This window comes from Arthrobacter sp. GQ119 (assembly GCF_059759125.1).
On sequence record NZ_JCAXEA010000005.1, the window covers coordinates 146,366 to 171,547 of the forward strand.

The following is a 25,182-nucleotide window of genomic DNA, read 5'->3' on the forward strand; positions in this document are numbered from 1 at the left end:
CTCTTTACATGGCGTGGTTCAGGGATCCCGGCGTCAGGACGTCTGTCAGGCCGTCTTTCAGGCCGTGGCGAATGGCTGTGACGGCTGCTGTGGGCGTGGCCGTGGCGGCGCTCCTTGGATGCAGCCCAGGCAACCCGGGCGGCGGCCCGTCGGACAGTGCCGCCTCGGACAGCTCGGCGTCCGGCACTGCGGCGTCCGGCCCGCCAAAGGAACAGCCAGCCGTGCCGAAACCGGCGGACTCCTCCCGTCCAGCCCTGTCCCCGGAAGCCCAAGCGGAACTCGACCAGCGGCTGATCCTTGCTGCCAAGGCCAACAACGTTCCCCTGGTCAAGGAGCTGATCCAGGCCGGAGGCAACGTTAACGCCAAGGACGCCATCCAGGATTCAGCGTTCCTCTACGCCGGCGCCGAGGGGTTCAACGACGTACTGCGACTGACCCTCGCCAATGGGGCCGACGTGAAAAGCACCAACCGCTTCGGCGGGACGGCCCTCATTCCGGCCAGCGAACACGGCCATGTTGAGACGGTGCGGATCCTCATTGCCGCCGGCGTTCCGGTCAACCATGTGAACAACCTCGGCTGGACCGCCATACAGGAGGCCATTCTCCTCAATAACGGCGGGCCGAGGCAGCAGGAAGTGGTCCGGCTGCTCCTGGCCGCCGGAGCCGACCCCGCCATCCGTGATCCCCAGGGCCGGACGGCCTTGGATAACGCGGAGCGGCTGGGCTTCACCGAAATCGCCAGGCTGATCCGGGCCCGCGGCTGACTATCTTCTCGGGTGTGCTGAACTGGCCCGGTTTCGGCTGATGAACCTGCGGCGATGCGCCTACCCGGCGGGGCAGGCGCATCACAACCGGGCTGGTTCGGCCGGGCTGGTTCCACAAGCGGCGTCGGAAGGGGCTAGACGGCCTCCAGCACGCTGACGTAGTTGGCGATGCCCACGCCTCCCATGTTTTGCACGGCGGCGCGGCGGGGGTTGGCCAGCTGCATGTCCCCGGCGGTGCCCGTCAGCTGCATGGCGGCAATGACGTGCTGTGAAATGCCGGTGGCGCCGACGGGGTGGCCTTTGGCTTTGAGGCCGCCCGAGACGTTAATGGGCAGCTTGCCGTCCTTGAACACCCAGCCTTCCTCGATTGCCCGTGTACCCTGGCCGGGTTCGGTCAGGCCGATGGCCTCGTACATGAGCAGCTCGGCGATGGTGAAGCAGTCGTGGACTTCCGCGAAGTCCACGTCTTCAAGCCCGACGCCGGCCATCGCCAGGGCGCGCTGCCAGGACGCCCGGGTGGCGGCGAAGGCGGTGGGGTCACGGCGTTCTGCCGGGAAGAAGTCGTTGGCATGGCCGAAGCCAGCCAGCCTGACCGGGGCGGCGGCGGCTGCCGTTGGCGACGTGGAGAGCACCACGGCGGCAGCGCCGTCGGAGACGGGGGAGCAGTCGGTGCGGCGCAACGGGTCGGCCACCAGCGGGTTCTTGTCCGAGACCGTTCTGCAGAACTCCTCGCCGAGGTCCTTGCGCAGCTGGGCGTAGGGGTTGTCCACGCCATTGCGGTGGTTCTTCGCGGCGATGGTTCCGAGGACATCGGATAGGTTCCCTGCTCCAGCGCAATAGCGCTTCTCGTAGTGCTTGGCGACGTCGGCGAAAAGTCCGGTGAACCCGGTGGTGGAAGCCTGGCCGGCCATGTCATAGTCCGCTCCGAGGAGGGCCGCGCCCACCACGTCGGCCCCGGCATGGGTCATCTTCTCCGCACCGATCACCAGGACAGTCTTGGCCGTTCCGGCCAGGATCGACTTGGCGCCCTGCTGGAAAGCTGCCGACCCGGAGGCGCAGGCATTCTCCACCCGGGTGGACGGCACGTTGGCCAGCTGCTCCGAAACCTGCAGGGCCAGAGAGGACGGGAAGGCCAGCGGCATCATGCCGGAGTTGAACTGGCCGAGGTAGATTTCGTCGATCTGGGCCGGCTCGATGCCGGCGCTGGAGATGGCCTCGGTGGCGACCTGGACGATCAGCGATTCGAGTGTTTCGTCGGTGAGTTTGCCGAAGCGGGTGTGGCCCCAGCCGGTGAGCAGGACATCTTTCCCAAATTGATCTTTCAGGCTCATGCTGTGGCTCCTTCCAGTGATTCTTCCTGTACGGGTGCTGCTTCAAGGGAGACAGAGAACGAGGCCTCGGTCTTCTCCCGGATCTCCTCCACGGTGACCCCCGGCGCGAGGCGGGTGAGCGTGAGCCGCCGGCCGCCGTCGCCTGTTTCCTGTTCGTTCCTCACAAGATCAAAGACCGCCAGGTCACTGATGATCCGGTCCACCACGCGGAGTCCGGTGAGGGGAAGGGTGCACTCCTTGACGATCTTGGCGGTGCCGTCCTTGGCATTGTGCTCCGTGAGCACCACGACGCGCGGCGTCCCGGCCACGAGGTCCATGGCACCTCCCATGCCCTTCACCATCTTGCCCGGGATGGTCCAGTTGGCCAGATCGCCGTCGCCGGAGACCTGCATGGCGCCCAAGATGGCCACCTTCACATGCCCGCCGCGGATCATGCCGAAGGAGGTGGCGGAGTCGAATATGCTGCCTCCGGGGAGGACAGTGACGGTCTGCTTTCCGGCGTTGATGAGGTCGGCGTCTTCCTCGCCCTCATAGGGGAATGGGCCCATGCCGAGCAGGCCGTTTTCGCTTTGCAGGATCACGCGGACGCCATGCGGCAGGTTGTTCGCCACGAGTGTGGGAATGCCGATGCCGAGGTTGACGTAGTCGCCGTCGTTCAGTTCTTCAGCCGCGATGGCGGCCATCTCATCCCTGGTCCAGGCCATGGGTTCTCCTTGGGGTCTCAAAGTTGGGGGCTTAAGTGTTTGTTCGGGCTGTGTTGGTTCGTGAGGCGGCGGTGGCTTAAGCGGGGAGCGGCTCGACGCGCGGGCGGACGGTGCGCTGCTCGATGTCCTTCGCGCGGTTGCTGGCCTGCACGAGGTGCTGGACGTAGACACCGGGCGTCACGATGTGGTTGGGGTCCAGTGCGCCGGGCTCCACGATCACCTCGGCCTCCGCAATGGTCACCGCACCAGCAGTGGCCGCTACCGGGTTGAAATTCCTGGCGGTGTAGCGGTAGATCAGGTTGCCGTCGGTGTCGGCCGTGTGGGCGTGGACCAGGGCGACGTCGGCCCGAATGGCCCGCTCCTGAACGTACGTTTCGCCGTCGAACTCCGCGAGCGGCTTGCCCTCGGCAACCAGCGTGCCGACGCCCGTCTTGGTGTAGAACGCAGGGATCCCGGCGCCGCCGGCGCGCAAGCGCTCGGCGAGCGTGCCCTGCGGCGTGAACTCCACCTCGAGCAAGCCCACAAGGTATTGCTCCGCGAAGAGTTTGTTCTCGCCCACGTAGGATGCGATCACTTTCCGGACATGGCCCGCCTCGATCAGAATGCCGAGGCCCTTGCCGTCCACGCCCATGTTGTTCGAGACCACAGTCAGGTCGCGCACACCCGAATCCCGCACGGCTTCGATGAGATCTGCGGGGATGCCGCTCAGGCCAAAGCCTCCGACGGCGAGCGTCATGCCGTCCCGCAGGACACCGTGCAGGGACTCGGAAGCACTGGATTTCAGTTTGGACATGGCATCTCCTCGTTGAGTTGGTCATGATAGGTATCCACTTTGTGGACTCAACCTCAGGTGTCCGAGCGTAGGGGCGGTTCTGAGGGGCTGTCAAGACGTTCATTCACCACATATGCCGCGGTTTTTACAGTGTGGACGGTATGCTTTCAAGCGTCCACAATATGGATGAAAAAGGAGAGATATGAACCAGATGCCGGTCCAGGGGGCCCAGGTCGTGAGCCGTATCGCGGGGCTCTTGCGCATCGTTGGCCGCAAGCCGGAGGGGACTCCGCTGGTCGAGCTGGTGCGGGAGTCCGGACTGACGCGGCCCACGGTTCACCGGCTGCTGACCTCCCTGGCCGCGGAAGGGCTGCTGGACCATGAGGCAAGAACCGGCAACTGGGTCCTCGGCCCGGAGGTCCTGCTGCTCGGATCGGTGGCGTCAGCCCGGTTCCCGCTCGAGGACATCGCCCGGCCGGGCCTGCGCCGACTGGCCGAACAGACGGGTGAGAGCGCCTTCTTCTCCATCCGCCGAGGGAATGAGACGGTCTGCCTGCTCCGCGAGGAGGGCAGCTTTCCCGTGCGGTCGTTCGTGCTCCACGAGGGTGTTCGGTTCCCTCTCGGTGTGGCGTCGGCCGGCACCGCGATCCTGGCCTTCCTGCCGGAGAGCGAACAGGAGCAGATCTTGGCAAACTGGCCCGCCCATGCCGGGACATTTGCGGAGGGACACACGGAAGAGGTGGTCCGGGCCAACGTGAAGCGGACCAGGGAGACGGGCTACTCCGTGAATCCCGGGCTCGTGCTGGAAGGCAGCTGGGGCATGGGCGCTGCCGTGTTCGATCAGGCCGGCCGGCCGGCGTGGGCTTTGTCCCTGACCGGAATCGAGCCGCGCTTCCGCGAAGACCGGCAGGAGTTCCTGGGCAGGCTCCTCATGGAGGAGGCGCACCGGATCAGCGCCCAGCTGGGCGCTCCTTAGGCGTGTCATCAGCCGCCGCAGGCTGTTGAGATCACCGGATTCCTGCACCTACTCTTGCAATAAAGTGCCGGACAACTCCAGGAGCCAGGACCATGAGCACCAGGATCTACTTTGAGGAATACGGCAGTCCGCAGGTGCTCACCGTCGGGACGGAAGAGCTGCCGGATCCCGCCGAGGGGCAGGTCCGGGTGGAGTTCCGGACCGTCGGCGTCAATCCCATGGACTGGAAAATCGTGGCCGGTTACGTAAAACAGTGGGTTCCACTCGAGTTTCCGGCAGTTCCCGGCTCTGAGGCTGCCGGTGTGGTTACCCAGGTGGGACCGGCCTTCGAAGGCTTCGCCGTGGGCGATGAAGTCATTTGGAACGGCACAGTTGGCGGCTACCGCATCGAAGCCCTGGTTTCCGCGGACGAACTGATTCTCCTGCCGGTGGGCGTCGACTTCGAACAGGCGGCCTGCATCCCGGTGGCCGGCGGGGCGGCCTATTCTGCCCTCAAGCAGCTCGACGTGGGCGAAGGGGACACCATCCTCATCCACGGGGCGGCGGGCGGTGTGGGATCAGCCGCAGTGCAGATCGCCCAGGCCTTCGGGGCTGCGGTGATCGGCACGGCGTCCGAACCCAACCACGAGTACCTGACCGATCTGGGAGCGCTGCCCGTGATATATGGCGCCGGGCTGGTCGAGCGGGTCAGGGACCAAGGCAAGGTGACGGCGGTGTTCGATACGGTGGGCACCGAAGAATCCGTCGCGGCTACGCTGGATTTGCTTGAGGACAGGAGCCGGGCGGTGACCACGGTTCCCGACCAATCCTCGGAAACGGCCGGAATTGCGAAACTCAGGCTACTCGACGGGCGCGTTGCGGACGTCGCAACCCTGGCGGCCGAAGGCCAGATCACCTTCACGATTTCGCACCGGATGCCGCTGATCGAAGCACCTGATGCGCTGGAAATGAGCCGGACCGGCCACGGGCGCGGAAAGATTGTGCTGCTGCCCTAGGGATCGCTTTCGCCCTGGGCCCGGAGCCCTGTCAGGGCCTTGGCAGGGCTCAGTGCCCTGCCGCTCAGAGCCCTACCCGCGGCTCCTCCGGACCCTCGTGCTTCCACCAGGTGTCAAAGATGGAGACCGGGACGGTGCGCTTGTGCCGGGTCCGCATGTACTTTTCCTCGATCAGGGCCGCTGCGCCTTCGGTGACGTCGCGGCCTTCGAGGTAGTCGTCGATCTGGTCGTAGCTGATGCCGAGCTCGTCCTCGTCGGTGCGGCCAGGCTTGCCGTCCAGGAGGTCGGCGGTGGGGACCTTCTCCCAGATCCGGGCGGGAGCGCCGAGTTCGGCAAGGAGTGCGCGGTTCTGGCGCTTGTTCAGTCCGAAGAGCGGGAGAATGTCAGCGCCGCCGTCGCCGTATTTGGTGAAAAAGCCCGTCACGGACTCGGCGCCGTGGTCCGTGCCGATCACGAGGTAGTTGTGTTCGCCGGCCAGGGCGTACTGGGCGATCATGCGCGTGCGGGCCTTCGTGTTGCCCTTGTGGAAGTCGGAGATTCCATTGCCCACAGTCTTTTCGAACTCGTCCTCGAAGCCGTCCACGGCCGCTGAGATGTTGAACGTCCATTCGGTCTTGGCCTTGATGAAGTCCAGGGCGGCCTGGGCGTCGTCTTCGTCGTGCTGCACGCCGTAGGGGAGCCGGATGGCGACGAAATTGGCGTCCACCCCTTCGGCTTCCAGCTCCTCGACTGCCAGCTGGGCGAGGCGGCCGGCCAGGGAGGAGTCAAGGCCTCCGGAAATGCCCAAGACGAAACCCCGGGTGCCCGTTGCCTTGACGTACTCCTTGAGGAAGGTGACGCGCTTGCGCACCTCCTCGGCGGGGTCGATCCGGGGCTGTACGCCCATTTCTTTGATGATCTTGGCCTGGAGTTCGCGCATGTGCCCAGCCTAGCCAGCCGCATCCGCAACGCTCAACTGCCGGCCCGGCGACGCGCAAATGGACGGGGGCTGCGGGAATTCCCGTAGCGCCGGTCCATTTGCGCGTCCCTGGGCAGTTTCCGCAGCGAAAAACCATCCTGTGCCGCCGCCGTCGGGCGTAGCGTGGGGTGCATGGAGCGAACAGGGTGCGTAGTGGCTGGCGGCGGCCCTGCCGGCATGATGCTGGGCCTGCTGCTGGCGAGGGCAGGTGTCGAGGTCACGGTCCTTGAAAAACATGGCGATTTCCTCCGCGATTTCCGCGGCGACACCGTCCACGCAGCGACCATCCGGCTCATAGACGAACTCGGCCTCGGCGGCGCCTTCCGCGAACTGCCACAGAGCCGGCTGCGCAACGTCGCATTCCCGGTGCCGGGCGTCGGCCTGGTGACCCTGGGCGATTTTGCCTCTCTGCGCCCGCCGTATAACTACATCGCCATGATGCCGCAGTGGGACTTCCTCAATTTCCTTGCGCGTGCCGCTGAGGAGGAGCCGAGCTTCACGCTGCTGATGGAACACACGGCCACGTCCCTGATATACGACGGCGGCCGGGTCACCGGTGTCCGCTACCGGACCAGTTCCGGAACCGAGGGCGCGATCCGCGCCGACCTGGTGGTGGCCACGGACGGGCGAAATTCCGCCCTGCGCCAGGCCGCTGGTCTCGTGCCCAAGGAATTCCCGGTGCCGTTCGACACCTGGTGGTTCAAGCTTCCCCGCCACACCTCGGAGGAGGGTGAAATTGCGGGGATCGTTCCCGCGTTCAAAGGCAGGGAGGCCATGATCGCGCTGTTCCGGGACGACTACTACCAGATGGGCTACATGGGGCCCAAGGGTGCGGACTCCCGCATCCGAAGCGAAGGGGTGGAACGGTTCAGGGAACGCGTCGCCGCACTGAGACCGGACCTGGCGGACCGCGTGGATGCCATCCGTTCACTGGATGACATCCACTGGCTTGACGTGCGCCTCAATCGGCTGCGGCGCTGGTATGTGGATGGGATGCTCTGCATCGGTGATGCAGCGCATGCGATGTCGCCCGCCGGGGGAGTGGGAATCAACCTTGCCATCCAGGACGCGGTTGCGGCCGCGGCGCGCCTCGCCCCCGGCCTGCTGCGGGGCCACGTCGGCCTGCAGGACCTCGAAGCCGTGCAGCGCCGGCGACGGATGCCCACTGTCGTTGTCCAGACAGTCCAGCGGATTATGCACCGCGCCGTCTTTGTGCCGCTGTTCACAGGCCGGAGGGCCGGTGCCCCCGCTTTCCCGCTCTTCGTGGTTCAGCATGTTCCGGCAGCCCGGAAGATCATGCCGCGCATGATTGCCTTTGGTCCTCGGCCCGAGCATGCACCAGGGTTTGCCCGCCGGCAGGAACCGCGGGCGGTGCCATAGCCCGGTGACATAACCCGGTGCCATAGGACTGCGCATAGAGGCGGGTCAGGGTGCCACTGCCGGCGCCGGAGGCGGCGCCTTCACAATCCGCTGAGCCACTAAACTGGACCCCATGACTGCCACCAGTGTTCCTGCAGCAGATGCTGCTGCTGCCCGTGCCCGCCTGCTTGAACTGATCAAGGAACTCGCCGTTGTACGCGGCAAGGTCATCCTCTCCAGCGGTGCTGAGGCCGATTACTACATCGACCTGCGCCGGATCACCCTCCACCACGAGGCCTCCAAGCTGGTTGGGCAGGTCATGCTTTCACTGACGGACGACGCCGGGATCGACTTTGAGTGCGCCGGTGGACTGACCATGGGTGCGGATCCGGTCGGTACGGCTGTGATGCACGCCGCCGTCGACGCCGGGCGCACCGTTGACGCGTTTGTGGTCCGCAAGGCACAGAAGTCCTACGGCATGGGCCGCCAGGTCGAGGGCCCGTCGGTCGAAGGCCGCAAGGTCCTGATCCTGGAGGATACGTCCACCACCGGCGGCTCGGCGCTGACCGCCGTCGAGGGTGTTCGGAAGGCAGGCGGCAACGTGGTGGCCGTTGCCGTGATCGTGGACCGTGACACCGGGGCCAAGGAAAAGATCGAAGCCGAGACCGGCGTGCCCTACCTGTTCGCCTTCGGCAAGGACGAACTCGGCCTGAGTTGAGCGGCACCCCTTGTGGACGGCACTTCCGGGGTGGCCTAGTATTTGCGTACCCGCATCAGATTTCCACCCTGGAGTACCTTCGCCATGCGTACGCCTGATTCCACCCAGAGCAGTAGTCCCCGTGCCTTGACCAGCGTTGAGCAGATCCAGAATCTCATCCTGGACAGCGCGGACTTTGAGGCCTTCCTGAACGAGCTTGCGCGCTACTCCGCGCACCAGGTGGCGGGGGACGGTGACGATGCCCTGTGCGGCATAACGCTGCTCCGCGACCGCAAGGCGGCCACCATCGGCTGGAGCAGCGAGTCTGCCCGGGAAGTGGATCAAATCCAGTACTCGCTGTCCCAAGGACCGTGCCTCACCGCAGCCGAGGAAGAGCGGGAAGTCAATGTGCCGGATCTCCTGGAGGAAAACCGGTGGGGTCCGGACTATGCGAATGCTGTGGCGTCCCATGGGCTGCGCTCCGTGCTTTCTTTGCCGTTCCATCTGCAGGGTGATGCCAAGGCGGCACTGAATCTATATTCCGACGCGCCGCACAAATTCAATGAGGTTGCCGCGGCACGCGCCCGCGGCTACACCCGTGAAATCTCGCAGGCCCTGCGCCTGGCCGTCAGGTTTTCCCTTCACACGGACAGTGCCACCAATCTGCGCGCCACGCTTGAATCCCGGACGGTCATCGACATCGCCGTCGGCATCGTCATGGCCCAAAACCGGTGCAGCCAGGAAACAGCCGTGCGCATCCTGACCGATGCATCGAGCAACAGCAACATCAAGCTTCGCGACATCGCGGCGTCGCTGGTGAACTCGGTGGGCGGCGCCGAGGCACGCACGCATTTCCAGGAGCCCGGGCAGGTGCACGCAGGCTAGCTGCTTGTGCGCATGGCCTGCCCGGGATACCCTGGCCAAGGTTGAGCCGTCGGCCATAGACACCCATTTTTGGAGTACCTATGGACAACCAGCTTAATTCCCGGCTCAATATCGACCGCTCCGCCAGCGCCGTCAGGATCGACATCCGCGGCAGCCTAACCCAGGCATCCCGGCCGGATCTCCTGCGCGAAATTAAGCGTGTCCGGGGCATGGGCCTCACCTTCCCGATAACCGTGGACCTGTCCTGTGCCGCATTCGTGGAATCCTCTGCCCTCGCAGGCCTGCGCGTAGATTTGAACGCGCAGGCCATGAACGCCCAGGACATGAACACGCAGGACAAAAATGCCCAGGACAAAAACGCCCAGGACTCCGGCTTGCAGGATGTGTTTGCCGCCGCTGCAGGAGTGTCGCTGGTGCTCATGGCAGGCAGCGGGCAGGGTGCAGCGGAAGGGGGAAGCCCTACTGCGCTGCCGTATCCGTCGCAGCCCGTTGTTCCGGCACCGTGTAACCTCCGCCCTCTGTCCAGCTACTCCTCGGCGGAGCTGCTGGCGGCAAGCGACTCGATTTTTGAATTGCTGGACGATCCCTCCGGCCGCTGCGGGAATGAACTGCTGGAACAGTACGAAGCCATTGGTGAGGAGCTCGGCCGGCGTGAACTCTTCGAAGCGACGGGGAAGCAGGCTGCGGGCTGCTGAGTCCGCGGCAGGCCGTCAGGTAGTTGCCCACGGCGGTTGAACTGTGCCTAGGGTAGATGAGTGCCGTATGAAGGATCCGCAGGTCCGGAGCCGTCGCCGGGTACAGATGCGACCCGGCTGATCCGTCATGCCTCCGAGCTGAAAAGGTTCTCTCGGCGGGCCTTCCTTATGGGGGCAGGAGCGGCGTCGGTTCTGGCCACGGATATGCTGCTGACCCAGCGGGTCCAGATAGAACGTCAGGTCCACAAAGTCCTGGTGGTTGACGACGATTTCGCCCAGAGCTACTTCCCCAATGCCAGCTGGATCCTGTTTCCCGGCTACAAAACCAGCTGGGAGGAAGCGCAGTGGATCCTGAACTCGCTGCGCGGAACACTGCGGCAGCGCGGCCAGCTGGCCGCCGTCGGCTATTCAAATCTCGGGCTGGACATCGACCAAATCGTCATCGCCGTGATCGAGCACGTCCGTGCCAGGAACCTGACCACGCTCTACTTCTACGGCCACAGTTTCGGCGGCATGGTGGCCACGCAGGTGGCGGCCCGCCTGCTCGAACTGCACGGTGTGGAGGTGTCCCTCATCGTGCTGGACTCCAGCCCCTACAGTAAATACGACGTGCTGGACCAGAGCTGGTTCGACGGCGTGGTGTTCCTCTACGAACGGGGGTTCCGGGTGCCCTCAGTGCTGCGCGGCGGCTATGAGCTGGGGGAACGTGTGGTGCACAAGAACGAGCGCACCTGGCAGCAGATCCTGGACCAGACACTGGAACAGCTGTCGCCCATTGCGCCCTCCAGCGTGCTGATCCAGTCAGAATCCGCCTACATCTACCACTACGACGCCACGCGGTTCGCAGGGCAGATCGGTGATGCCCGCATGGCCTACATCGGGAATCCCCGGGATCAGACGGTCAACTACGAAACGGCGCACCGGTCCTGGGCGCGGACGTTTGCCGCCAACATGGCGTCCTCGGAACTGCAGACCGACGGGGCACTTCCGGCGCACGCCAGCCCGGGATGGAATCCGTTCGTCTACCGGCCGATCCTGGCGGACCTGCAGGACCAGATCTTCCCGCTTCCCGGCGGTGGCGGGAGGATGACCCCGTTCTAGCCGCGTGTCAGATCTGGCTCTTCAGGTCCGCCACCGAATTCAGCACCTGGTTGGGGCGGAACGGGTAAGAGGAAATTTCGTCGCGCTGGGTGATGCCGCTCAGCACCAGCACCGTGTGCAGCCCGGCCTCCATGCCCGCGATGATGTCCGTGTCCATGCGGTCGCCGATCATGGCAGTGGTCTCGGAGTGGGCATCGATCTGGTTCATGGCTGAACGGAACATCATGGGGTTGGGCTTGCCCACGATGTACGGTTCGCGGCCCGTGGCCTTGGTGATCAGGGCTGCGATGGCCCCGGTGGCGGGCATGGGTCCCTCCTTGGACGGGCCCGTGGCGTCCGGGTTGGTGGCAATGAAGCGCGCACCTGCGAGGATCAGGCGGATCGCCATGGTGATCGCCTCAAAGGAGTAGGTGCGGGTTTCGCCGAGGACCACGAAGTCCGGGTTCTGGTCGGTGAGGATGAAGCCGGCCTCATGCAGCGCCGTCGTAAGCCCGGCCTCACCGATGGTGTAGGCGCGGTTGCCCGAACCGGAGCCCTGGACCTGGTCCTTGAGGAACTGGGCCGTGGCGAGGGCCGAGGTCCAGATGTTTTCTTCCGGGATCTCGAGGCCGGAGGCGCGGAGCCGGGCAGCCAGGTCACGGGGTGTGAAAATGGAGTTGTTTGTCAGCACCAGGAACCGCTTGGACGTGTCCACCCACCGCTGGATCAGTTCCGCGGCGCCGGGAACGGCCTGGTTCTCGTGCACCAGGACGCCGTCCATGTCGGTCAGCCAGCACTCGATCTCCTGCCCGCTCCGGTAAACCGCTGCCGATTCCTGTACCTGGTCTGCCTTCGCCATGTTTTCCTCCGCCGGTGATGAATGCTTTCTCGGAGCCCAGTCTAGTGTTGAGGGGTGACTCAGACGCCCGGGACCCCAGCCGAACACCAGCCGACCGCAGAGGAGGCCTCCGAGCCCAAGGCGGAGGTCGGCGTCGGGCCCTGGGAAGGCCAGCGGCCCGAAGGCGACCACTGGGACCCTGCCCTCCTCGCGGACGGGGACCGGCGCAACGTGGTGGACAAGTACCGCTACTGGAAGCACGAGGCGATCGTCGCCGACCTGGATGCGAAGCGCCACGACTTCCACATCGCCATCGAAAACTGGCAGCACGACCTCAACATCGGCACCGTGGTGCGCACCGCCAACGCGTTCCTCGCCAAGGAAGTCCATATCATCGGACGACGGCGGTGGAACCGCCGCGGGGCGATGGTCACCGACCGCTACCAGCACGTCCGCCACCACCCCACGGTGGAGGATTTCGTGGCGTGGGCGCAGGGGGAGGGGCTGGCGATTATCGGGATCGACATCTTCCCCGATTCCGTGCCGCTGGAAACCTACGAGCTGCCCCGCAAGTGCGTCCTCGTCTTCGGACAGGAGGGCCCGGGCCTGACCCCCGAGGTGCATGAAGCCGCGGAGGCCACCCTCTCGATTGAGCAGTTCGGCTCCACCCGCTCCATCAACGCGGGATCCGCGGCGGCGATCGCCATGCACGCGTGGGTGCGCCGGCACGTTTTCGGCCAGCACGTCTAGTTCTGCGCGCGAGATGGCACTTCGCGGCAGTGTCCGTTGCCGAGCCCGGACTGCCGTGAAATGCCATCTCGATCGGCAACAATGGAGCATGCACAGGGCGTCCCTACCCGCGCATCTCACGCAGGGCTCTTTCTCCCTCCGGGCTCACCTCGCCAGCCCGGACCTGGCTGGATGTCCAAGTTTGACCTCGCAGGTGAACGTCCCGCCGTCGTCAGCAAGGTCCGGGCGGCGTTGGAGAGCCGGGGCTGGCGCGCGAGATGACACTTAACGGCAGTGTCCGGCGCCTGGACTGCCGTGAAGTGTCATCTGGGTGAAGCCCGCGAAGTGTTACCCGCCTGAGTGACCCGAACCACGGCCAGTGCCAAGAAATGACTAGGATGGTTCGTAGCCGACGAGGTTTACTCCAGGGTCAACCCAACCCGCAGACGAAATTCACTTTAGGAGTCAGCATGCCCATTGCAACCCCAGAGATCTACGCCGACATGATCGACCGCGCAAAACAGGGCGGCTTCGCGTTCCCGGCGGTTAACGTCACCTCCTCCCAGACCCTGAATGCGGCCCTGCGCGGCTTCGCCGAGGCCGAGTCCGACGGCATCGTGCAGGTCTCCACCGGCGGCGCGGCCTACTGGTCCGGCGCCTCGACCAAGGACATGGTTGCCGGTTCCCTGGGCTTCGCGGCGTTCGCCCGCGAGGTTGCCAAGAACTACAACGTCAACATCGCCCTGCACACGGACCACTGCCCCAAGGACAAGCTGGACGGCTTCGTGCTGCCGCTGCTGGCCGCGTCCGAGGAAGCCGTGAAGGCCGGCAAGGACCCGATCTTCAACTCGCACATGTGGGACGGCTCCGCCGAGACTCTGGACGAGAACCTGCGGATCGGCCGGGACCTGCTGGCACGGGCGGCTGCGGCCAAGATCATCCTCGAGGTTGAAATCGGCACCGTCGGTGGCGAGGAAGACGGCGTCGAGCATGAGATCAACGAGAAGCTGTACACCACGGTCGAGGACGCCCTGGCCACCATCGAGGCCCTCGGCGCCGGCGAGAACGGCCGTTACATCACCGCGCTGACGTTCGGCAACGTGCACGGTGTGTACAAGCCGGGCGGTGTGAAGCTGCGCCCGGAAATCCTCAAGGACATCCAGGCCCAGGTCGGCGCCAAGATCGGCAAGGACAACCCGTTTGACCTGGTGTTCCACGGCGGGTCCGGTTCCTCGGACCAGGAGATCGCGGACGCTGTGTCCTACGGTGTGATCAAGATGAACATCGACACCGACACGCAGTACGCCTTCACCCGTCCCGTGGTGGATCACATGTTCCGCAACTACGACGGTGTGCTCAAGGTTGACGGCGAAGTCGGCAACAAGAAGACGTACGACCCCCGCGTCTGGGGTGCCTCCGCCGAAGCCGGCCTGGCCGCCCGCGTCGTCGAAGCAACCCAGCAGCTGGGTTCCGCAGGCAAGACCTTCTAGGCATGTCTGACGAGTTCCGCAAGAACCTGATGGGTCCTGAGCCTACCCTCCTGCCTGCCGAGACTGAGGTCTACGAACAGCTGGAGGCGGGCCAGGAGGCCCTGGACCTCGTGGAAAAGCACCCCACGTCGTCGCTGCTCTGGGCCGTGCTGGCCGAGGAAGCCTGGGCGGAAGGGCGCACGATCGACTCCTACGCCTATGCCCGGGTGGGCTACCACCGCGGCCTGGACTCGCTCCGCCGCAACGGCTGGCGCGGCGTCGGTCCCATCCCGTGGGAGCACGAGCCCAACCGCGGCTTCCTGCGCGCTCTGTATTCGCTGGGCCGGGCCTCGGCGGCCATCAACGAGGCCGAAGAACCGGAGCGGATCGAGAAGTTCCTCAATGACTCGGACCCGACGGCCAAGGCAGCCATCCAAAGCGAAAACCTCAACTGAATTAAGCACGACGGCGGGCGGTCACCTTCTCCTTGGAAGGTGACCGCCCGCCGTCGTTATTTCAGCGTTAGCTGGCGGCCTTCTGGAGGCCGGTGCGGGCCATGGCATCCGCATACACCACGTGCATTTCGTCGAGATACTGCTGCTGGCGGGCAGGCGTGCCGGCGAAGGCCCGGCCGCTCAGCGAGCGGACCTTGTAGGTCTTGAGGCCGCGGCGCCACAGCAGGGGCACCTCGGTCTTGAGGAGCATATTGGCCAGCCGGTTGGCCTCGGTGCCGTGGGCGACGATGACGGACGCGCGGGGGACCAGGGCCAGGAACTTCAGCAGGGGCTTCAGGCCGGCGGAAATCTGGTCGGGGGTGAACTTGCCGTTGGGCTCTCCCGGGACATGCCAGGGATGCACGTTCCACGGCATGACGAACTCGGGCCGCAGCCCCAGCTTCCACTGCAGTCCGAGCATGCGGGTGGCGGCGTCATCGTCGCCGGCCGTGATGAACCCGGACGGCGAGGCGGTGCCGATGTTGGAGAACAGGCTGATGATGCGGCACTCGTCGACGTCGTGCATGGGGTCGACGTAGGGAACCTGGGTGCCAGGCTTTGTGCTCTGAAGGGAGTCGCACAGTTCATTGACAGCTGCGACATTGGGCTCGTAACGGCGGCTCAGGAGTTGTTCACGGAAAGATTCAGTAGCCATGGCTGTCATGTAAGTGCGGTGTCTCCTGCGGGGATCGGTCACGCTGCCGTACCGGAAGCGGGCGCGCCAAGTCCGGGACGATTTGAAATGAGGGTGGATCGATGCCTGATCGATCCTTATCAGTTTAGCAAGCCGCACCAAGGGCCAGTTCCGCTCCTGCTTCCTTGGTGCGTCGTAGTAGGTAGACTGGTCTACCTACTACTGCAGAAGTTGAGGACGAGGATGAGCGGGCAAGAGGCAGCACCAAAGAGTCGAGCACCCCGCGGGCACGCCCGCCAAGCGCTGATCCAGGCAGCCTCGCGGCGCTTTTACGCCGACGGTCTGGCCGGAACGGGAATCGACGCCATTACAGCGGAGGCGGGGGTCGCCAAGAAAAGCCTCTACAACAACTTCGCCTCCAAGGCTGAGCTGGTCACGGCTTACCTGAACGCCCGCCACGAGGAGTGGATGGGGCTGTACCGGGCGAGGCTGGACGGAGCAGCCAACGACAAGGAGCGCGTCCTGGCAGTCTTCGATGCCTATGCGGACCACGCCGACCTCGCGTATGAGCGTGGCTTCAGGGGGTGTGGGCTTCTCAATGCAGCAGCCGAGTTGCCGGCGGGCGATCCCGGCAGGGCTGTGGTCCGGCGCCACAAGGAAGAGGTTGAGGCGTTGTTATCCGAGCATGTGGCCCAGCTCCTGGCGCACTCGCCTCAGCAGGCGGTTCCCCTTGCCCGGCACCTGGCCTTCCTGCTTGAAGGATCGATGGTTCGTGCAGGCCTGGAAGGAAACGACCGGTGTGTCCGGGAAGCCCGCGACATCGCGGCCGTACTGATCGGCGGCCTGTGAGGACCGCCGGCTTTGCGGGGAGCACGTGGGGCGCGGGGTTTGTGCTGGCGGCGTCGGTGTTGTGGGGAACAACCGGCACCGCCGCCACCTTCGCTCCGGACGTCAGCCCCCTCGCGATCGGCGCGGTGGCCATGGGTTTGGGCGGCCTGCTCCAGGCCGCTGTTGCGGCAGGGCCGATCCGTGTCTTCGCGGCCGCCCTGCGCCGGCAGTGGGCAACAGTGGCACTGGGATCCCTTGCCGTCGCGACATACCCGCTCGCTTTCTACTCCTCGATGCACCTCGCCGGCGTGGCTGTCGGAACCGTGGTCTCCATCGGTTCGGCTCCCCTCGCCTCCGCCGTCATTGAACGCGTTGTGGACAAGAGGCGCTTCACCCGGCGGTGGGCAATGGGTGCAGTGCTCGGCCTGTCGGGCGCCGCGCTGTTGTGCTTTGCGGACGCCGGACACGGTGGGCCGGGCCCTGCCACTGCCGGGGGATGGTCCACGCCCGCCGGTATTGGCCTCGGGCTGGTTGCCGGGCTCACCTACGCCCTCTACTCCTGGGCTGCGCACCGCCTGATCAACACCGGAGTGCCCTCGAGGGCGGTGATGGGGACTGTCTTCGGCATAGGCGGGCTGCTGCTCATGCCTGTGCTGGCGATTACGGGTGCGCCGCTCGTGGCCTCCTGGCAGAACATGGCTGTGGGCGTGTATATGGCGCTTGTCCCCATGTTCGCAGGTTACGTCCTGTTCGGCTGGGGGCTGGCCCGTGTCCGCGCGAGCGCTGCCACGACGATATCCCTCGCCGAGACACTGGTGGCCGCCGTCCTGGCTGTGCTGGTTGTCGGCGAACGGCTGCCGGCCTTGGCCTGGGCCGGTGCCGCCCTTGTTACTGGCAGCCTGTTCGTCCTCACGCTGCCTGCCCCCGCGAAGCGTTACGGACCGGCCGCACCGGCGGACGGCCCTGACGGTACTTCCGCTGCTGATCGGCTAAACTTGGGTGGTAAGAGCCCCGGAACTCTTGCGCTGAGCCCTGCGGTTAACACCGCGGACGCCGGCGATGAAATTCGGGGCATTCTCATGAACGGCGCTGACCCCGGCCAGTCACCACGGTGATGCAGGCGGGAATCGGCCCGAACGAATGGGGGAGGATCCCATGCCAGCAATCGTGATCGTCGGAGCCCAGTGGGGCGACGAAGGCAAAGGTAAGGCCACCGACCTGCTTGGCGGCCGCGTCGACTATGTCGTCAAGCCGAACGGCGGCAACAACGCCGGGCACACCGTCGTCGTGGGCGGTGAGAAGTATGAGCTCAAGCTCCTTCCTGCCGGCATCCTGAGCCCCAACGCGGTTCCGATCATCGGCAACGGCTGCGTGGTGAACCTGGAGGCTCTGTTCCAGGAGATCGACGGCCTCGAAGCCCGCGGCGCCGACACCTCCAAGCTGCGCGTCTCCGCCAACGCCCACCTCGTCGCTCCGTACCACCAGGTGCTGGACAAAGTCACCGAGCGCTTCCTCGGCAGCCGCGCCATCGGCACCACGGGCCGCGGAATCGGCCCCGCCTACATGGACAAGGTGGCCCGCCTCGGCATCCGCGTCCAGGATGTCTTCGACGAATCCATCCTGCGCCAGAAGGTGGAAGGCTCGCTGCGCCAGAAGAACGAGCTCCTCGTCAAGGTATACAACCGCCGGGGAATCCTGGTTGACGAGATTGTCAACTACTTCCTTTCCTTCGCGGAACGGCTGCGTCCGCTGGTCATCGACAGCACCCTCGTGCTGAACACCGCCCTGGACGAGGGCAAGGTGGTGCTCATGGAGGGTGGCCAGGCCACGTTCCTGGACGTTGACCACGGCACCTATCCGTTCGTCACGTCGTCCAACCCGACCGCCGGCGGCGCCTCGGTGGGTTCCGGCATCGGCCCCACCCGGATCTCACGCTCCATCGGCATCATCAAGGCCTACACCACGCGTGTGGGCGCCGGCCCGTTCCCCACGGAGCTGTTCGATGAGATGGGCGTGTACCTGCAGAAGACCGGCGGCGAGTTCGGCGTGAACACGGGCCGCCCGCGCCGCTGCGGCTGGTACGACGCCGTCCTGGCCCGCCACGCTTCCCGCGTCAACGGTTTCACGGACTACTTTGTCACCAAGCTGGACGTCCTCACGGGCATCGAGCAGATCCCGGTCTGCGTGGCCTACGACGTCGACGGCGTCCGGCACGACGAAATGCCCATGACCCAGACCGAATTCCATCACGCCAAGCCCATCTTCGAATACTTCGAGGGCTGGACCGAGGACATCACCGGCGCCCGCACGCTCGCGGACCTGCCCGAGAACGCCCGGAACTACGTGCTGGCCCTGGAGAAGCTGTCCGGCACGCGGTTCTCGGCGATCGGTGTTGGCCCCGACCGCGACCAGACGATCGTGCTGAACGACCTTATCAACGACTGACACTCCGGCTGCAGCGCCAGCAGTCCCGACGGCGGCGGGTCACCTTTAAGGTGGCCCGCCGCCGTCGTGCATCCGGCCAAAAAAAGAATTTCCGTTGCCGCGTAACCTCCGCACCATCCGCTGCGATTACGTATGTGTAAGCGCCGGGCCGGGACCGTCCCCCATCGGCCCCGGCCCGGCCTTCAACCAACCAAAGGATGATTTTTTCTCATGAAGAGTGTTAGCAAGACCACCAAGATTGCTGTCGGCGCCGCCATCATCGCTATCGGAGGTTTCTCCAGCATCGGACTGGCCAACGCGGCCCAGGTAGCCAGCTCGCAGCACGCAGAGGTGACCCCCGCTACGCCCGCCGTTCCGGCCACGCCGTCTGTTCCCTCCACGCCCGAGGTCCCGGAGGTGCCCGCAGTTCCGGCTACCCCCGCCGTTCCCGCGACGCCGGACGCCAAGGCCAAGGCCGCCGGCGAGGCTGCTGACGCTGCTGACGCCGCTCTGGAAGCGGACAAGAATGCCGCCAACGCCCAGGTCAACGTCTCGGGCGCCGGTGCTGACGTGAACGCCGCCATCCCCGCTACGCCTGCTGTTCCCGCCACCCCGGCCGTTCCCGCTACCCCGGCCGTTCCCGCTACCCCGGCTGTCCCGGACGTTTCGGAGAAGGTCGGCTCGCCGGCTGCCCCGTCGGTCTCCGCCGATGCCGAGGCCAACGCTGAAGCTGACGCCGACCTGCCCGAGGCCGGCAAGTAACACGATCCCTTACGGGATCGCGCAATAGGGCGATCCCCAAATAGGGTTGCGAGGTGTGCGGCGGCTAGGCTTACTACCGCCGCACACCAGCAGTAAGGGAAGGACAGCTTCTTGGCAGCCCAGCTGACCGATGACGAATTGTCAGCCGCCCTTGCTGGCGACCCTTCCGGCTTCAGCGCTGTCTACAGCACCATTTCCCCCGCCGTTCTCGGCTATTTCCGCGCCCGCGGTGTGGACGACGCCGAAGCCCTGACGCAGGACGTCTTTGTGGATATCCTGCCAAAATTGACCGGTGTTAAAGGCGGCCACACCGGGTTGCGGACGTTTATCTTCTCGGTGGCGCACGCCCGGCTCGTCGATTACCGGCGCCGGTCCGCCAGAACGCCCCAGCTGACCGAATTCGACCCGTCGCAGGACCAGCGGCGGTCCCGGTCCGCCGAGGACGAGGTCCTCGGGTCGCTGGGCGGAATAACCTCCTCGCTTTCGAAGCTCAATGACGAGCAGCGGGAAGTCCTGGTCCTGCGGATTGTCGCGGACCTCTCGGTCGAACAGGTGGCCGGCATTATGAACAAGACCCCCGGGGCCATCAAACAGCTTCAGCGGCGCGGGCTCATTGCCCTGCGCGAACTCGTCAAGGAAAAGGACCACGCAGCATCATGAGTGTCACGCCGACAGGCCGAGAAGACGGAGAGATCCAGGCGATCCTCCTGGATTCCGGGCTCGAAGAGGACGCCGATCTTCGCAGGTCCCTCGAGGAACTGCGCGGGCTGTCCCAGGTTGCTGCCCCGGCGCCCCGCGCGGACCTCGCCGCACTGCTCACGCCGGGCGTGGCCAGCCTGGAACTGCGCCGCCGCAACAGGCAGCGGAGGATGGGAATCGTAGTGAGCGCCGCAGTGGTCGGGGCAATGGGCCTTGGCGCCGGCGCCGTGGCAGCGTCCAGCGAGGACTTCCGCCGCAGCGTGGGCCACACTGTGGAGATCATTCTCCAGCCTGCGGGCCGGACGACCGCACCCGAGCCCGACACGGCCCCTCTTTCGCCCGCTGACATGCCTCCAGTGCTTGGGCCAACGGGCTCGGCGGTACCTTCAGCGCCGGTCGAGGCGGGAACGGCCTCGCCGTCGGCACCAGCCGGGGCCGAGCCGGGCCACTCGAATGGTTCAGCTGAGCCTGGTGATGGAGAGCAGATGCTGACTCCGCCTGCCCGTCCCACAGACGTGCCCGCTATTCCCGGGACCGGCGCCGCTCCCAAGTTGCCGGCAAAACCGCTGCCGTCACTTCCTTCGCTGCCACCGACTGTCCCTGGCGCGGTGCCCAGCGCAATCCCCACGGAGCCTGTCCCCGGGAAGCCCTGATTCGGCCGCAAAAAAAGTTCCAAAAACTTTTGGAATCGGCGTAACTTCCCGGGCGCGCCCGTCGATTACCTAAAGTGAGAGTGCCGGTCTGGACATTGTCCCCCATCAATGTCCAGGCCGGCACTTTTCTTGTTCCTCTCCGTCGGCGGTTTCTTCCAAGCCGACTGCCGTCCGCTGAGGCGTTCACTTATTCGATGAACGTGGGCAAAGCCCGCAGGAGTAGGCTTGCTGCATGGCACACGTTAACGATCGAGCAGTGATTGAACGCCTCATGCGAACGAAGGGGACGTGGGCCATCGTCGGCCTCAGCACGAACGAATGGCGCTCCGCCTATGACGTGGCCCTGTACGTCCGTGACCGGATGGGCATGGAGATCATTCCCGTGAACCTGCGCGGGGATGATGTTCACGGGGAGAAGGGGTACCGCTCCCTGGCCGACATACCGCCGGCGAAGCACCCGATCGACGTCGTGGAGTGCTTCGTGAACTCGCACAAGGTCGGGCCGGTCATTGACCAGGCAATCGCCGTCGGCGCCAAGGCAGTCTGGCTGCAATTGGGTGTTTTCGATGACGCCGCCGTGGAGCGTGCAAAGGCCGCCGGGCTGGACGTCGTGGTGGACTCTTGCCCTGCCCGCGAAGGCTGGCACTACGGGCTCTGACCGTTGCCGGGCCAAGGTCCGGACCAGCTCAGCGCTTCATCAGCTCCGGGTAGTGACGCTCCGTGACATCCGGGTGCGCCCGCATCCTGCCCTTGAGCATGTTCAGCCCGAACGAGGCGAGCATCGGGTTGTACGGGTCGTCGGAAATGCCGCGGGCCTGCGCCTTGAGTTCTGCCGGGAGCGGTACCGGATCGATCACCGCATCGAGCCGTGGCGACCAGAAGAACGGCACGGAATAACGGTCCACGCCGGGTGGCGGCGCCTGCACCCGGTGGATCGTGGCGGCGAGGTAGCCCTCGGTGGCCACCTCCAGCATTTCACCGAGGTTCACCACCAGGGCTTCGGGGATGGGCTCCACCGGCACCCAGTCGCTCGCGCCCGGCGGCAGCACTTCCAGCCCGCCCACCTCATCCTGCAGGAGGAGGGTCACAAATCCGTAGTCCGCGTGCGAGCCGACGCCCTGATCGCCGGCCTCCTCGACGACTCCGCCGACATAGTGGACCAGTTTGCCCATCCAGGCCGGTGAGTCCCGGAAGGGTTCATCAAAGTAGTTTTCCGGCAGCCGGAGGGAAACGGCGATGGCGCGCATCAGTTCCGCGCCCACTTCGGCCATGAGTCCGGCCCATGCCATAGCCGCCGGCTTCAGCTCCGGCAGTGCTTCATCCGGCCACATGTTCGGGCCCTGGAGGAGCCAGTACGGCTGATCGGGAGGATAGTCCCTAACTGGTTCGCGGTCTGGCGAGTAGTCGATCTGTTCGCGCGCATCCGCCCTTCCCTGGGTGACTTCCGTGCCCATCCGGGTGTAGCCACGGAAATGGGGCGAGAGCCGGTTGTCGAGCTTCATCCGCTCTTCGAGGGGCAAATCAAAGAAGCGCTTGATCGTGGCCAGCAGCTCCTTCGCCTGGCCGGGTGAACCTCCGTAGCCGGTGACCTGGAAGAAGCCGACCCGGTGCATGGCATCGCGGAGCTTGTCTATGAAGTCCGGGCTGAACGATCCATCGGCCTGGCGTGCCGCGCCAAGGTCAAGCACGGGTATGGTCTGCTGACCTGCTGCCATGCTCGCAGACTAGCACCGCAGGGAAAGGCTTTGTAGGCTCGCTGCATGAATCCAGCCGAATTGAGGGAAATCTGCCTGTCGTTTCCTGGCGCGTTTGAGGACTTCCCGTTCGGCCCGGAAACGTCGGTTTTCAAAGTCCGGGCGGCCGTTGCGGGCGGAGCCAGACACGAGGCCAAGATGTTCGCGGCGTCCACCATGGACCCGGAAGACTGGTCCGTGAGCCTGAAATGCGAACCGGCACTGGCCGAACAGCTGCGGGCCGTGCATCCCGAGATCACCGGCGCCTGGCACATGAACAAGTCGCACTGGAACGGCGTCCGGCTGGATGGCTCACTGCCGGACGACATGATTCGCGACATGGTGGAGGACTCCTACGACCTCGTGGTTGCCTCGCTGAGCCGGAAGCAGCGTGAGCAACTCGGATGGGCCAGACTGGTGGGCAATGACTGAAAGACGTCTGGCGCAGGGTGAGCTCAACTATCCGGGAATCGGCTCCACGCAGGGCGGGATGCCCCCTGCGGGGTTCCCTTGCCTGGTCACGCAGACGTATCTGGGCGAGGGCCACGCGACGTACCGCCGGGTGGCCCGGGGCATCCTCTCCTGGGAGTTGCAGCGCCGCTCCGGGCTGAGGGTCCGCACCGAGTCCGACGCCGTGGTTCCCGGCGCGCGCGTGGTGAGCGGCTTCGGCGTCGGGCCTTTCCGCATCAACGCACCCTGCGAGGTGGTCTGGGTACGGCAGCCTGAGCCGGGCGCCGGGCCGCAGTCAGCCGGCTTTGGCTATGGAACACTGCCCGGCCATCCCGCACGGGGTGAGGAAGCCTTTGAAGTGGCAATCGACGAACAGCAACGGGTGTTTCTCAAGATCACGGCCTTCAGCAGGCACTCGAACTGGTTTTACACCGCAGGCGGTTTGCTGGCCAGGGCGGCGCAGCGGCACATCACTTCCCGATACATTGAAGGGGCACGCCAACTCGCAACCGGTGAAAGCTGATCAGGAGACGGTACATGCTGGACCAAAAGACCCTTGACCGACTGTGGGATTTCGACAACCCCGGGCTGTCCGAACGGCGGTTCCGGGACGCGATGGACGACCAGAAGTACGATGCCGATGAAAGGGCGGAGCTCGCCACCCAGCTGGGCCGGGCGATCGGGCTGCAGGGCCGCTTCGAGGAAGCCGATTCCCTGCTGGATTCGATCGACGGCGAAGACGAACCCACGATCGGCATCCGCATCATTCTCGAGCGCGGACGGATCCTGAACTCCAGCGGCCACCCGGCGATGGCGGTTCCGTTGTTCGAACAGGCCGCAGAGCTGGGTGACCACCTGGGTGAGGAGTTCCTCGCCGTGGATGCCCTTCACATGCTCGCCATCGCCGATGCTGAGCATGCGGAACTGTGGACCCGGAGTGCGCTTGAGTACGCTTCCACGGCCCATGACCCAAGCACCAGGCGCTGGATGGTGGCGCTGCACAATAATCTGGGCTGGGCGCTCCATGGCGCCGGCCGTTTCGCCGAGGCGCTCGTGGAGTTTCAACTGGCCGAGCAATGGGCGGACAGGGTGGGAACGCCGGCCCAGCAGCAGTACGCCCGCGATGCCATCGCAGAATGCGAGCACGCCCTCGCCGGCTGACGCCGCTAGCATGAGGGGATGTGGATCGGATGGATTGAGTTCGACATCCTCCTGGGCGATGTTCACAGCCTGAAGGAGAAGCGCTCCCTGGTCAGGCCGCTGCTCGCGGAACTGAAACGGCGCTACGACGTCTCCGTGGCGGAGGTGGGGGACCAGGACCAATACCGGCGCACCCGGCTCGGCGCCGGCCTCGTCGCCGCGGACCGGGCGCACCTCGTGGAGGTGCTCACCGCCGTCGAACGCTTTGTGGCCGCCCGCCCTGAAGTGGACCTGCTCAGCGCGCGCCAGCGCGAAATTCACAGCGAGGACTGAGCCCCACCATCGATTGCTCCGTAGCGGCCCTTTTGAGAGTGCGGAAGGGCTGTCTTGGAGCAGCTGCGCCGCATCCCACCTCACCGCCGCGGAGCTCTCCTCGCTGCCGCGTCGCCGGCAGAAGGAGGAACTGCAGATGTACCACGTGATCCGCCCGGAGGGCGCAGCCCACCTCAACCGCCCCCATGTGATCGTCCACCGCATGAAGCTCTATGAGGACGAGGTCACCGTGCTGGACGGGATCCCCATCACCACTCCGGAGCGAACATGGCTGGATCTGGCCGAAATGTTAAGCGTCGACGAACTCGTGGTCGCCGGTGACAGCTGCGTTCGTGTTCCGCGTGCAGAGCTGGAGGGCAGGGACCTGCCGGTGTGCAGTCTGGATGACCTCCAGCGGATGATCGACCGTCATAAAGGTAAACGAGGTATCCGCAAAGCCAAGGAAGCCATCAAGCTCATCCGCATAGGCTCCGACTCCCCGCACGAGGGTGAACACCATGGCGATGAAGGACAGATTGTCCGGGATATCGCCCGTTCCGAGAGGTACGAATTCCTGGGCTGGACGGAGGTCCGCATCTCCAAGCGCCACATCGTCCATGGTGCCAAGGCCGCGGTGGCCAAAGTCCGTAACGCACTGCTTAGGGCCGGCTGGCGGCCAGGTCATTAAGCAACGATTGCTCCGTTACTGCCCTTCTGAGCGATCAAAAGGGCAGTAACGGAGCAATCGATGGGGTGGGCCCACGCCGTCAGGGTTCCCTGGCCGAGCTTGCGAGGCTAGGG

31 protein-coding genes are annotated in these 25,182 nt (G+C 65.4%); 23 read left to right on the top strand and 8 right to left on the bottom strand.

Annotation, left to right across the window (positions count from 1 at the left end; genetic code table 11):
* Positions 1–4: 4 nt before the first annotated feature.
* Positions 5–187: a hypothetical protein gene (locus AC6CH3_RS06660; protein WP_498131672.1), complete on the bottom strand. Its 183-nt coding sequence runs from the start codon at positions 185–187 to the stop codon at positions 5–7.
* Positions 188–221: 34 nt separating this feature from the next.
* Here AC6CH3_RS06660 and AC6CH3_RS06665 point away from each other — a divergent pair, with 34 nt between their 5' ends.
* On the top strand, positions 222–764 hold the full coding sequence (locus tag AC6CH3_RS06665; RefSeq protein WP_498131673.1) for an ankyrin repeat domain-containing protein: 543 nt from the start codon (positions 222–224) through the stop codon (positions 762–764).
* 134 nt (positions 765–898) lie between these two features.
* On the opposite strand, the gene AC6CH3_RS06670 is transcribed toward AC6CH3_RS06665, so the two are convergent.
* From AC6CH3_RS06670 to AC6CH3_RS06680, 3 genes are all read right to left on the bottom strand, one after another.
* On the bottom strand, positions 899–2,095 hold the full coding sequence (locus AC6CH3_RS06670; protein ID WP_498131674.1) for an acetyl-CoA acetyltransferase: 1,197 nt from the start codon (positions 2,093–2,095) through the stop codon (positions 899–901).
* Positions 2,092–2,799, bottom strand: a complete 708-nt coding sequence (locus AC6CH3_RS06675; RefSeq protein ID WP_498131675.1) for a CoA transferase subunit B — start codon at positions 2,797–2,799, stop codon at positions 2,092–2,094. Before AC6CH3_RS06675 ends, AC6CH3_RS06670 begins: the two co-directional genes overlap by 4 nt.
* Positions 2,800–2,875: 76 nt before the next feature.
* Positions 2,876–3,592, bottom strand: a complete 717-nt coding sequence (locus AC6CH3_RS06680; RefSeq protein ID WP_498131676.1) for a CoA transferase subunit A — start codon at positions 3,590–3,592, stop codon at positions 2,876–2,878.
* 181 nt (positions 3,593–3,773) lie between these two features.
* On the opposite strand from AC6CH3_RS06680, the gene AC6CH3_RS06685 reads away from it, so the two are divergent.
* Positions 3,774–4,547 carry an IclR family transcriptional regulator gene (locus tag AC6CH3_RS06685; protein ID WP_498131677.1) on the top strand — a complete coding sequence of 258 codons (774 nt, stop codon included), beginning with the start codon at positions 3,774–3,776 and terminating at the stop codon, positions 4,545–4,547.
* 92 nt (positions 4,548–4,639) lie between these two features.
* Positions 4,640–5,542 (top strand): NADP-dependent oxidoreductase, encoded by a 903-nt coding sequence (locus AC6CH3_RS06690; protein WP_498131678.1) that lies wholly within the window; start codon positions 4,640–4,642, stop codon positions 5,540–5,542.
* Positions 5,543–5,606: 64 nt separating this feature from the next.
* Here AC6CH3_RS06690 and nadE read toward each other — a convergent pair whose 3' ends face one another.
* Positions 5,607–6,461 carry an NAD(+) synthase gene (gene nadE / locus AC6CH3_RS06695; RefSeq protein WP_498131679.1) on the bottom strand — a complete coding sequence of 285 codons (855 nt, stop codon included), beginning with the start codon at positions 6,459–6,461 and terminating at the stop codon, positions 5,607–5,609.
* 171 nt (positions 6,462–6,632) lie between these two features.
* On the opposite strand from nadE, the gene AC6CH3_RS06700 reads away from it, so the two are divergent.
* The 5 genes from AC6CH3_RS06700 to AC6CH3_RS06720 all read left to right on the top strand — a co-directional run bounded on the left by AC6CH3_RS06700 (position 6,633) and on the right by AC6CH3_RS06720 (position 11,237).
* Positions 6,633–7,880, top strand: a complete 1,248-nt coding sequence (locus AC6CH3_RS06700) for an FAD-dependent oxidoreductase (protein WP_498131680.1) — start codon at positions 6,633–6,635, stop codon at positions 7,878–7,880.
* Positions 7,881–7,992: 112 nt separating this feature from the next.
* Entirely contained in the window at positions 7,993–8,577 is a 585-nt protein-coding gene (gene pyrE / locus AC6CH3_RS06705) for an orotate phosphoribosyltransferase (RefSeq protein ID WP_498131681.1), read from the top strand.
* Positions 8,578–8,661: 84 nt separating this feature from the next.
* On the top strand, positions 8,662–9,441 hold the full coding sequence (locus tag AC6CH3_RS06710; protein WP_498131682.1) for a GAF and ANTAR domain-containing protein: 780 nt from the start codon (positions 8,662–8,664) through the stop codon (positions 9,439–9,441).
* Between the two features lie 80 nt (positions 9,442–9,521).
* Positions 9,522–10,136: a hypothetical protein gene (locus AC6CH3_RS06715; RefSeq protein ID WP_498131683.1), complete on the top strand. Its 615-nt coding sequence runs from the start codon at positions 9,522–9,524 to the stop codon at positions 10,134–10,136.
* Between the two features lie 60 nt (positions 10,137–10,196).
* Positions 10,197–11,237, top strand: coding sequence for a thioesterase domain-containing protein (locus AC6CH3_RS06720; protein ID WP_498131684.1), 1,041 nt, complete (start codon positions 10,197–10,199; stop codon positions 11,235–11,237).
* 7 nt (positions 11,238–11,244) lie between these two features.
* On the opposite strand, the gene AC6CH3_RS06725 is transcribed toward AC6CH3_RS06720, so the two are convergent.
* Positions 11,245–12,075 carry an HAD-IIA family hydrolase gene (locus AC6CH3_RS06725; RefSeq protein WP_498131685.1) on the bottom strand — a complete coding sequence of 277 codons (831 nt, stop codon included), beginning with the start codon at positions 12,073–12,075 and terminating at the stop codon, positions 11,245–11,247.
* Between the two features lie 54 nt (positions 12,076–12,129).
* Between AC6CH3_RS06725 and AC6CH3_RS06730 the strand changes: the two genes are divergently transcribed.
* The 3 genes from AC6CH3_RS06730 (at position 12,130) to AC6CH3_RS06740 (ending at position 14,707) form a co-directional block, all read left to right on the top strand.
* Positions 12,130–12,804 (top strand): TrmH family RNA methyltransferase, encoded by a 675-nt coding sequence (locus tag AC6CH3_RS06730; protein ID WP_498131686.1) that lies wholly within the window; start codon positions 12,130–12,132, stop codon positions 12,802–12,804.
* A 449-nt stretch (positions 12,805–13,253) separates the two neighbouring features.
* Positions 13,254–14,273 (top strand): class II fructose-bisphosphate aldolase, encoded by a 1,020-nt coding sequence (gene fbaA / locus AC6CH3_RS06735; RefSeq protein WP_400577676.1) that lies wholly within the window; start codon positions 13,254–13,256, stop codon positions 14,271–14,273.
* A 2-nt stretch (positions 14,274–14,275) separates the two neighbouring features.
* Positions 14,276–14,707 carry a DUF3151 domain-containing protein gene (locus tag AC6CH3_RS06740; RefSeq protein WP_498131687.1) on the top strand — a complete coding sequence of 144 codons (432 nt, stop codon included), beginning with the start codon at positions 14,276–14,278 and terminating at the stop codon, positions 14,705–14,707.
* A 67-nt stretch (positions 14,708–14,774) separates the two neighbouring features.
* Here AC6CH3_RS06740 and AC6CH3_RS06745 read toward each other — a convergent pair whose 3' ends face one another.
* Positions 14,775–15,410 carry a uracil-DNA glycosylase family protein gene (locus AC6CH3_RS06745; protein ID WP_498131688.1) on the bottom strand — a complete coding sequence of 212 codons (636 nt, stop codon included), beginning with the start codon at positions 15,408–15,410 and terminating at the stop codon, positions 14,775–14,777.
* Between the two features lie 213 nt (positions 15,411–15,623).
* Between AC6CH3_RS06745 and AC6CH3_RS06750 the strand changes: the two genes are divergently transcribed.
* From AC6CH3_RS06750 to AC6CH3_RS06780, 7 genes are all read left to right on the top strand, one after another.
* Entirely contained in the window at positions 15,624–16,229 is a 606-nt protein-coding gene (locus tag AC6CH3_RS06750; RefSeq protein WP_498131689.1) for a TetR/AcrR family transcriptional regulator, read from the top strand.
* On the top strand, positions 16,226–17,323 hold the full coding sequence (locus tag AC6CH3_RS06755; RefSeq protein WP_498131690.1) for a DMT family transporter: 1,098 nt from the start codon (positions 16,226–16,228) through the stop codon (positions 17,321–17,323). Before AC6CH3_RS06750 ends, AC6CH3_RS06755 begins: the two co-directional genes overlap by 4 nt.
* A 40-nt stretch (positions 17,324–17,363) precedes the next feature.
* Positions 17,364–18,653 (top strand): adenylosuccinate synthase, encoded by a 1,290-nt coding sequence (locus tag AC6CH3_RS06760; RefSeq protein WP_487440125.1) that lies wholly within the window; start codon positions 17,364–17,366, stop codon positions 18,651–18,653.
* A 210-nt stretch (positions 18,654–18,863) separates the two neighbouring features.
* Positions 18,864–19,394 (top strand): hypothetical protein, encoded by a 531-nt coding sequence (locus AC6CH3_RS06765; protein ID WP_498131691.1) that lies wholly within the window; start codon positions 18,864–18,866, stop codon positions 19,392–19,394.
* 111 nt (positions 19,395–19,505) lie between these two features.
* Positions 19,506–20,054: an RNA polymerase sigma factor gene (locus AC6CH3_RS06770; protein ID WP_498131692.1), complete on the top strand. Its 549-nt coding sequence runs from the start codon at positions 19,506–19,508 to the stop codon at positions 20,052–20,054.
* Entirely contained in the window at positions 20,051–20,746 is a 696-nt protein-coding gene (locus AC6CH3_RS06775; protein ID WP_498131693.1) for a hypothetical protein, read from the top strand. Before AC6CH3_RS06770 ends, AC6CH3_RS06775 begins: the two co-directional genes overlap by 4 nt.
* Before the next feature lie 232 nt (positions 20,747–20,978).
* Positions 20,979–21,404: a CoA-binding protein gene (locus tag AC6CH3_RS06780; protein ID WP_498131694.1), complete on the top strand. Its 426-nt coding sequence runs from the start codon at positions 20,979–20,981 to the stop codon at positions 21,402–21,404.
* Between the two features lie 28 nt (positions 21,405–21,432).
* On the opposite strand, the gene AC6CH3_RS06785 is transcribed toward AC6CH3_RS06780, so the two are convergent.
* The gene (locus AC6CH3_RS06785) at positions 21,433–22,461 is read right to left on the bottom strand and encodes an isopenicillin N synthase family dioxygenase (RefSeq protein WP_498131695.1); all 1,029 of its coding nucleotides are present in this window, start codon (positions 22,459–22,461) and stop codon (positions 21,433–21,435) included.
* 45 nt (positions 22,462–22,506) lie between these two features.
* Here AC6CH3_RS06785 and AC6CH3_RS06790 point away from each other — a divergent pair, with 45 nt between their 5' ends.
* From AC6CH3_RS06790 to AC6CH3_RS06810, 5 genes are read left to right on the top strand one after another with little or no spacing between them, the layout of a single operon-like run.
* Positions 22,507–22,911: an MmcQ/YjbR family DNA-binding protein gene (locus tag AC6CH3_RS06790; protein ID WP_498131696.1), complete on the top strand. Its 405-nt coding sequence runs from the start codon at positions 22,507–22,509 to the stop codon at positions 22,909–22,911.
* The gene (locus AC6CH3_RS06795) at positions 22,904–23,452 is read left to right on the top strand and encodes a DUF1990 domain-containing protein (protein WP_498131697.1); all 549 of its coding nucleotides are present in this window, start codon (positions 22,904–22,906) and stop codon (positions 23,450–23,452) included. The genes AC6CH3_RS06790 and AC6CH3_RS06795 overlap by 8 nt, the downstream gene beginning before the upstream one ends.
* A gap of 14 nt (positions 23,453–23,466) precedes the next feature.
* Entirely contained in the window at positions 23,467–24,090 is a 624-nt protein-coding gene (locus tag AC6CH3_RS06800; protein ID WP_498131698.1) for a hypothetical protein, read from the top strand.
* Positions 24,091–24,108: 18 nt separating this feature from the next.
* A complete protein-coding gene (locus tag AC6CH3_RS06805; RefSeq protein WP_498131699.1) occupies positions 24,109–24,402 on the top strand; it encodes a DUF503 domain-containing protein in 294 nt (97 codons plus the stop codon).
* A 13-nt stretch (positions 24,403–24,415) separates the two neighbouring features.
* A complete protein-coding gene (locus AC6CH3_RS06810) occupies positions 24,416–25,069 on the top strand; it encodes a type IV toxin-antitoxin system AbiEi family antitoxin (protein WP_498131700.1) in 654 nt (217 codons plus the stop codon).
* Positions 25,070–25,182: the final 113 nt, after the last annotated feature.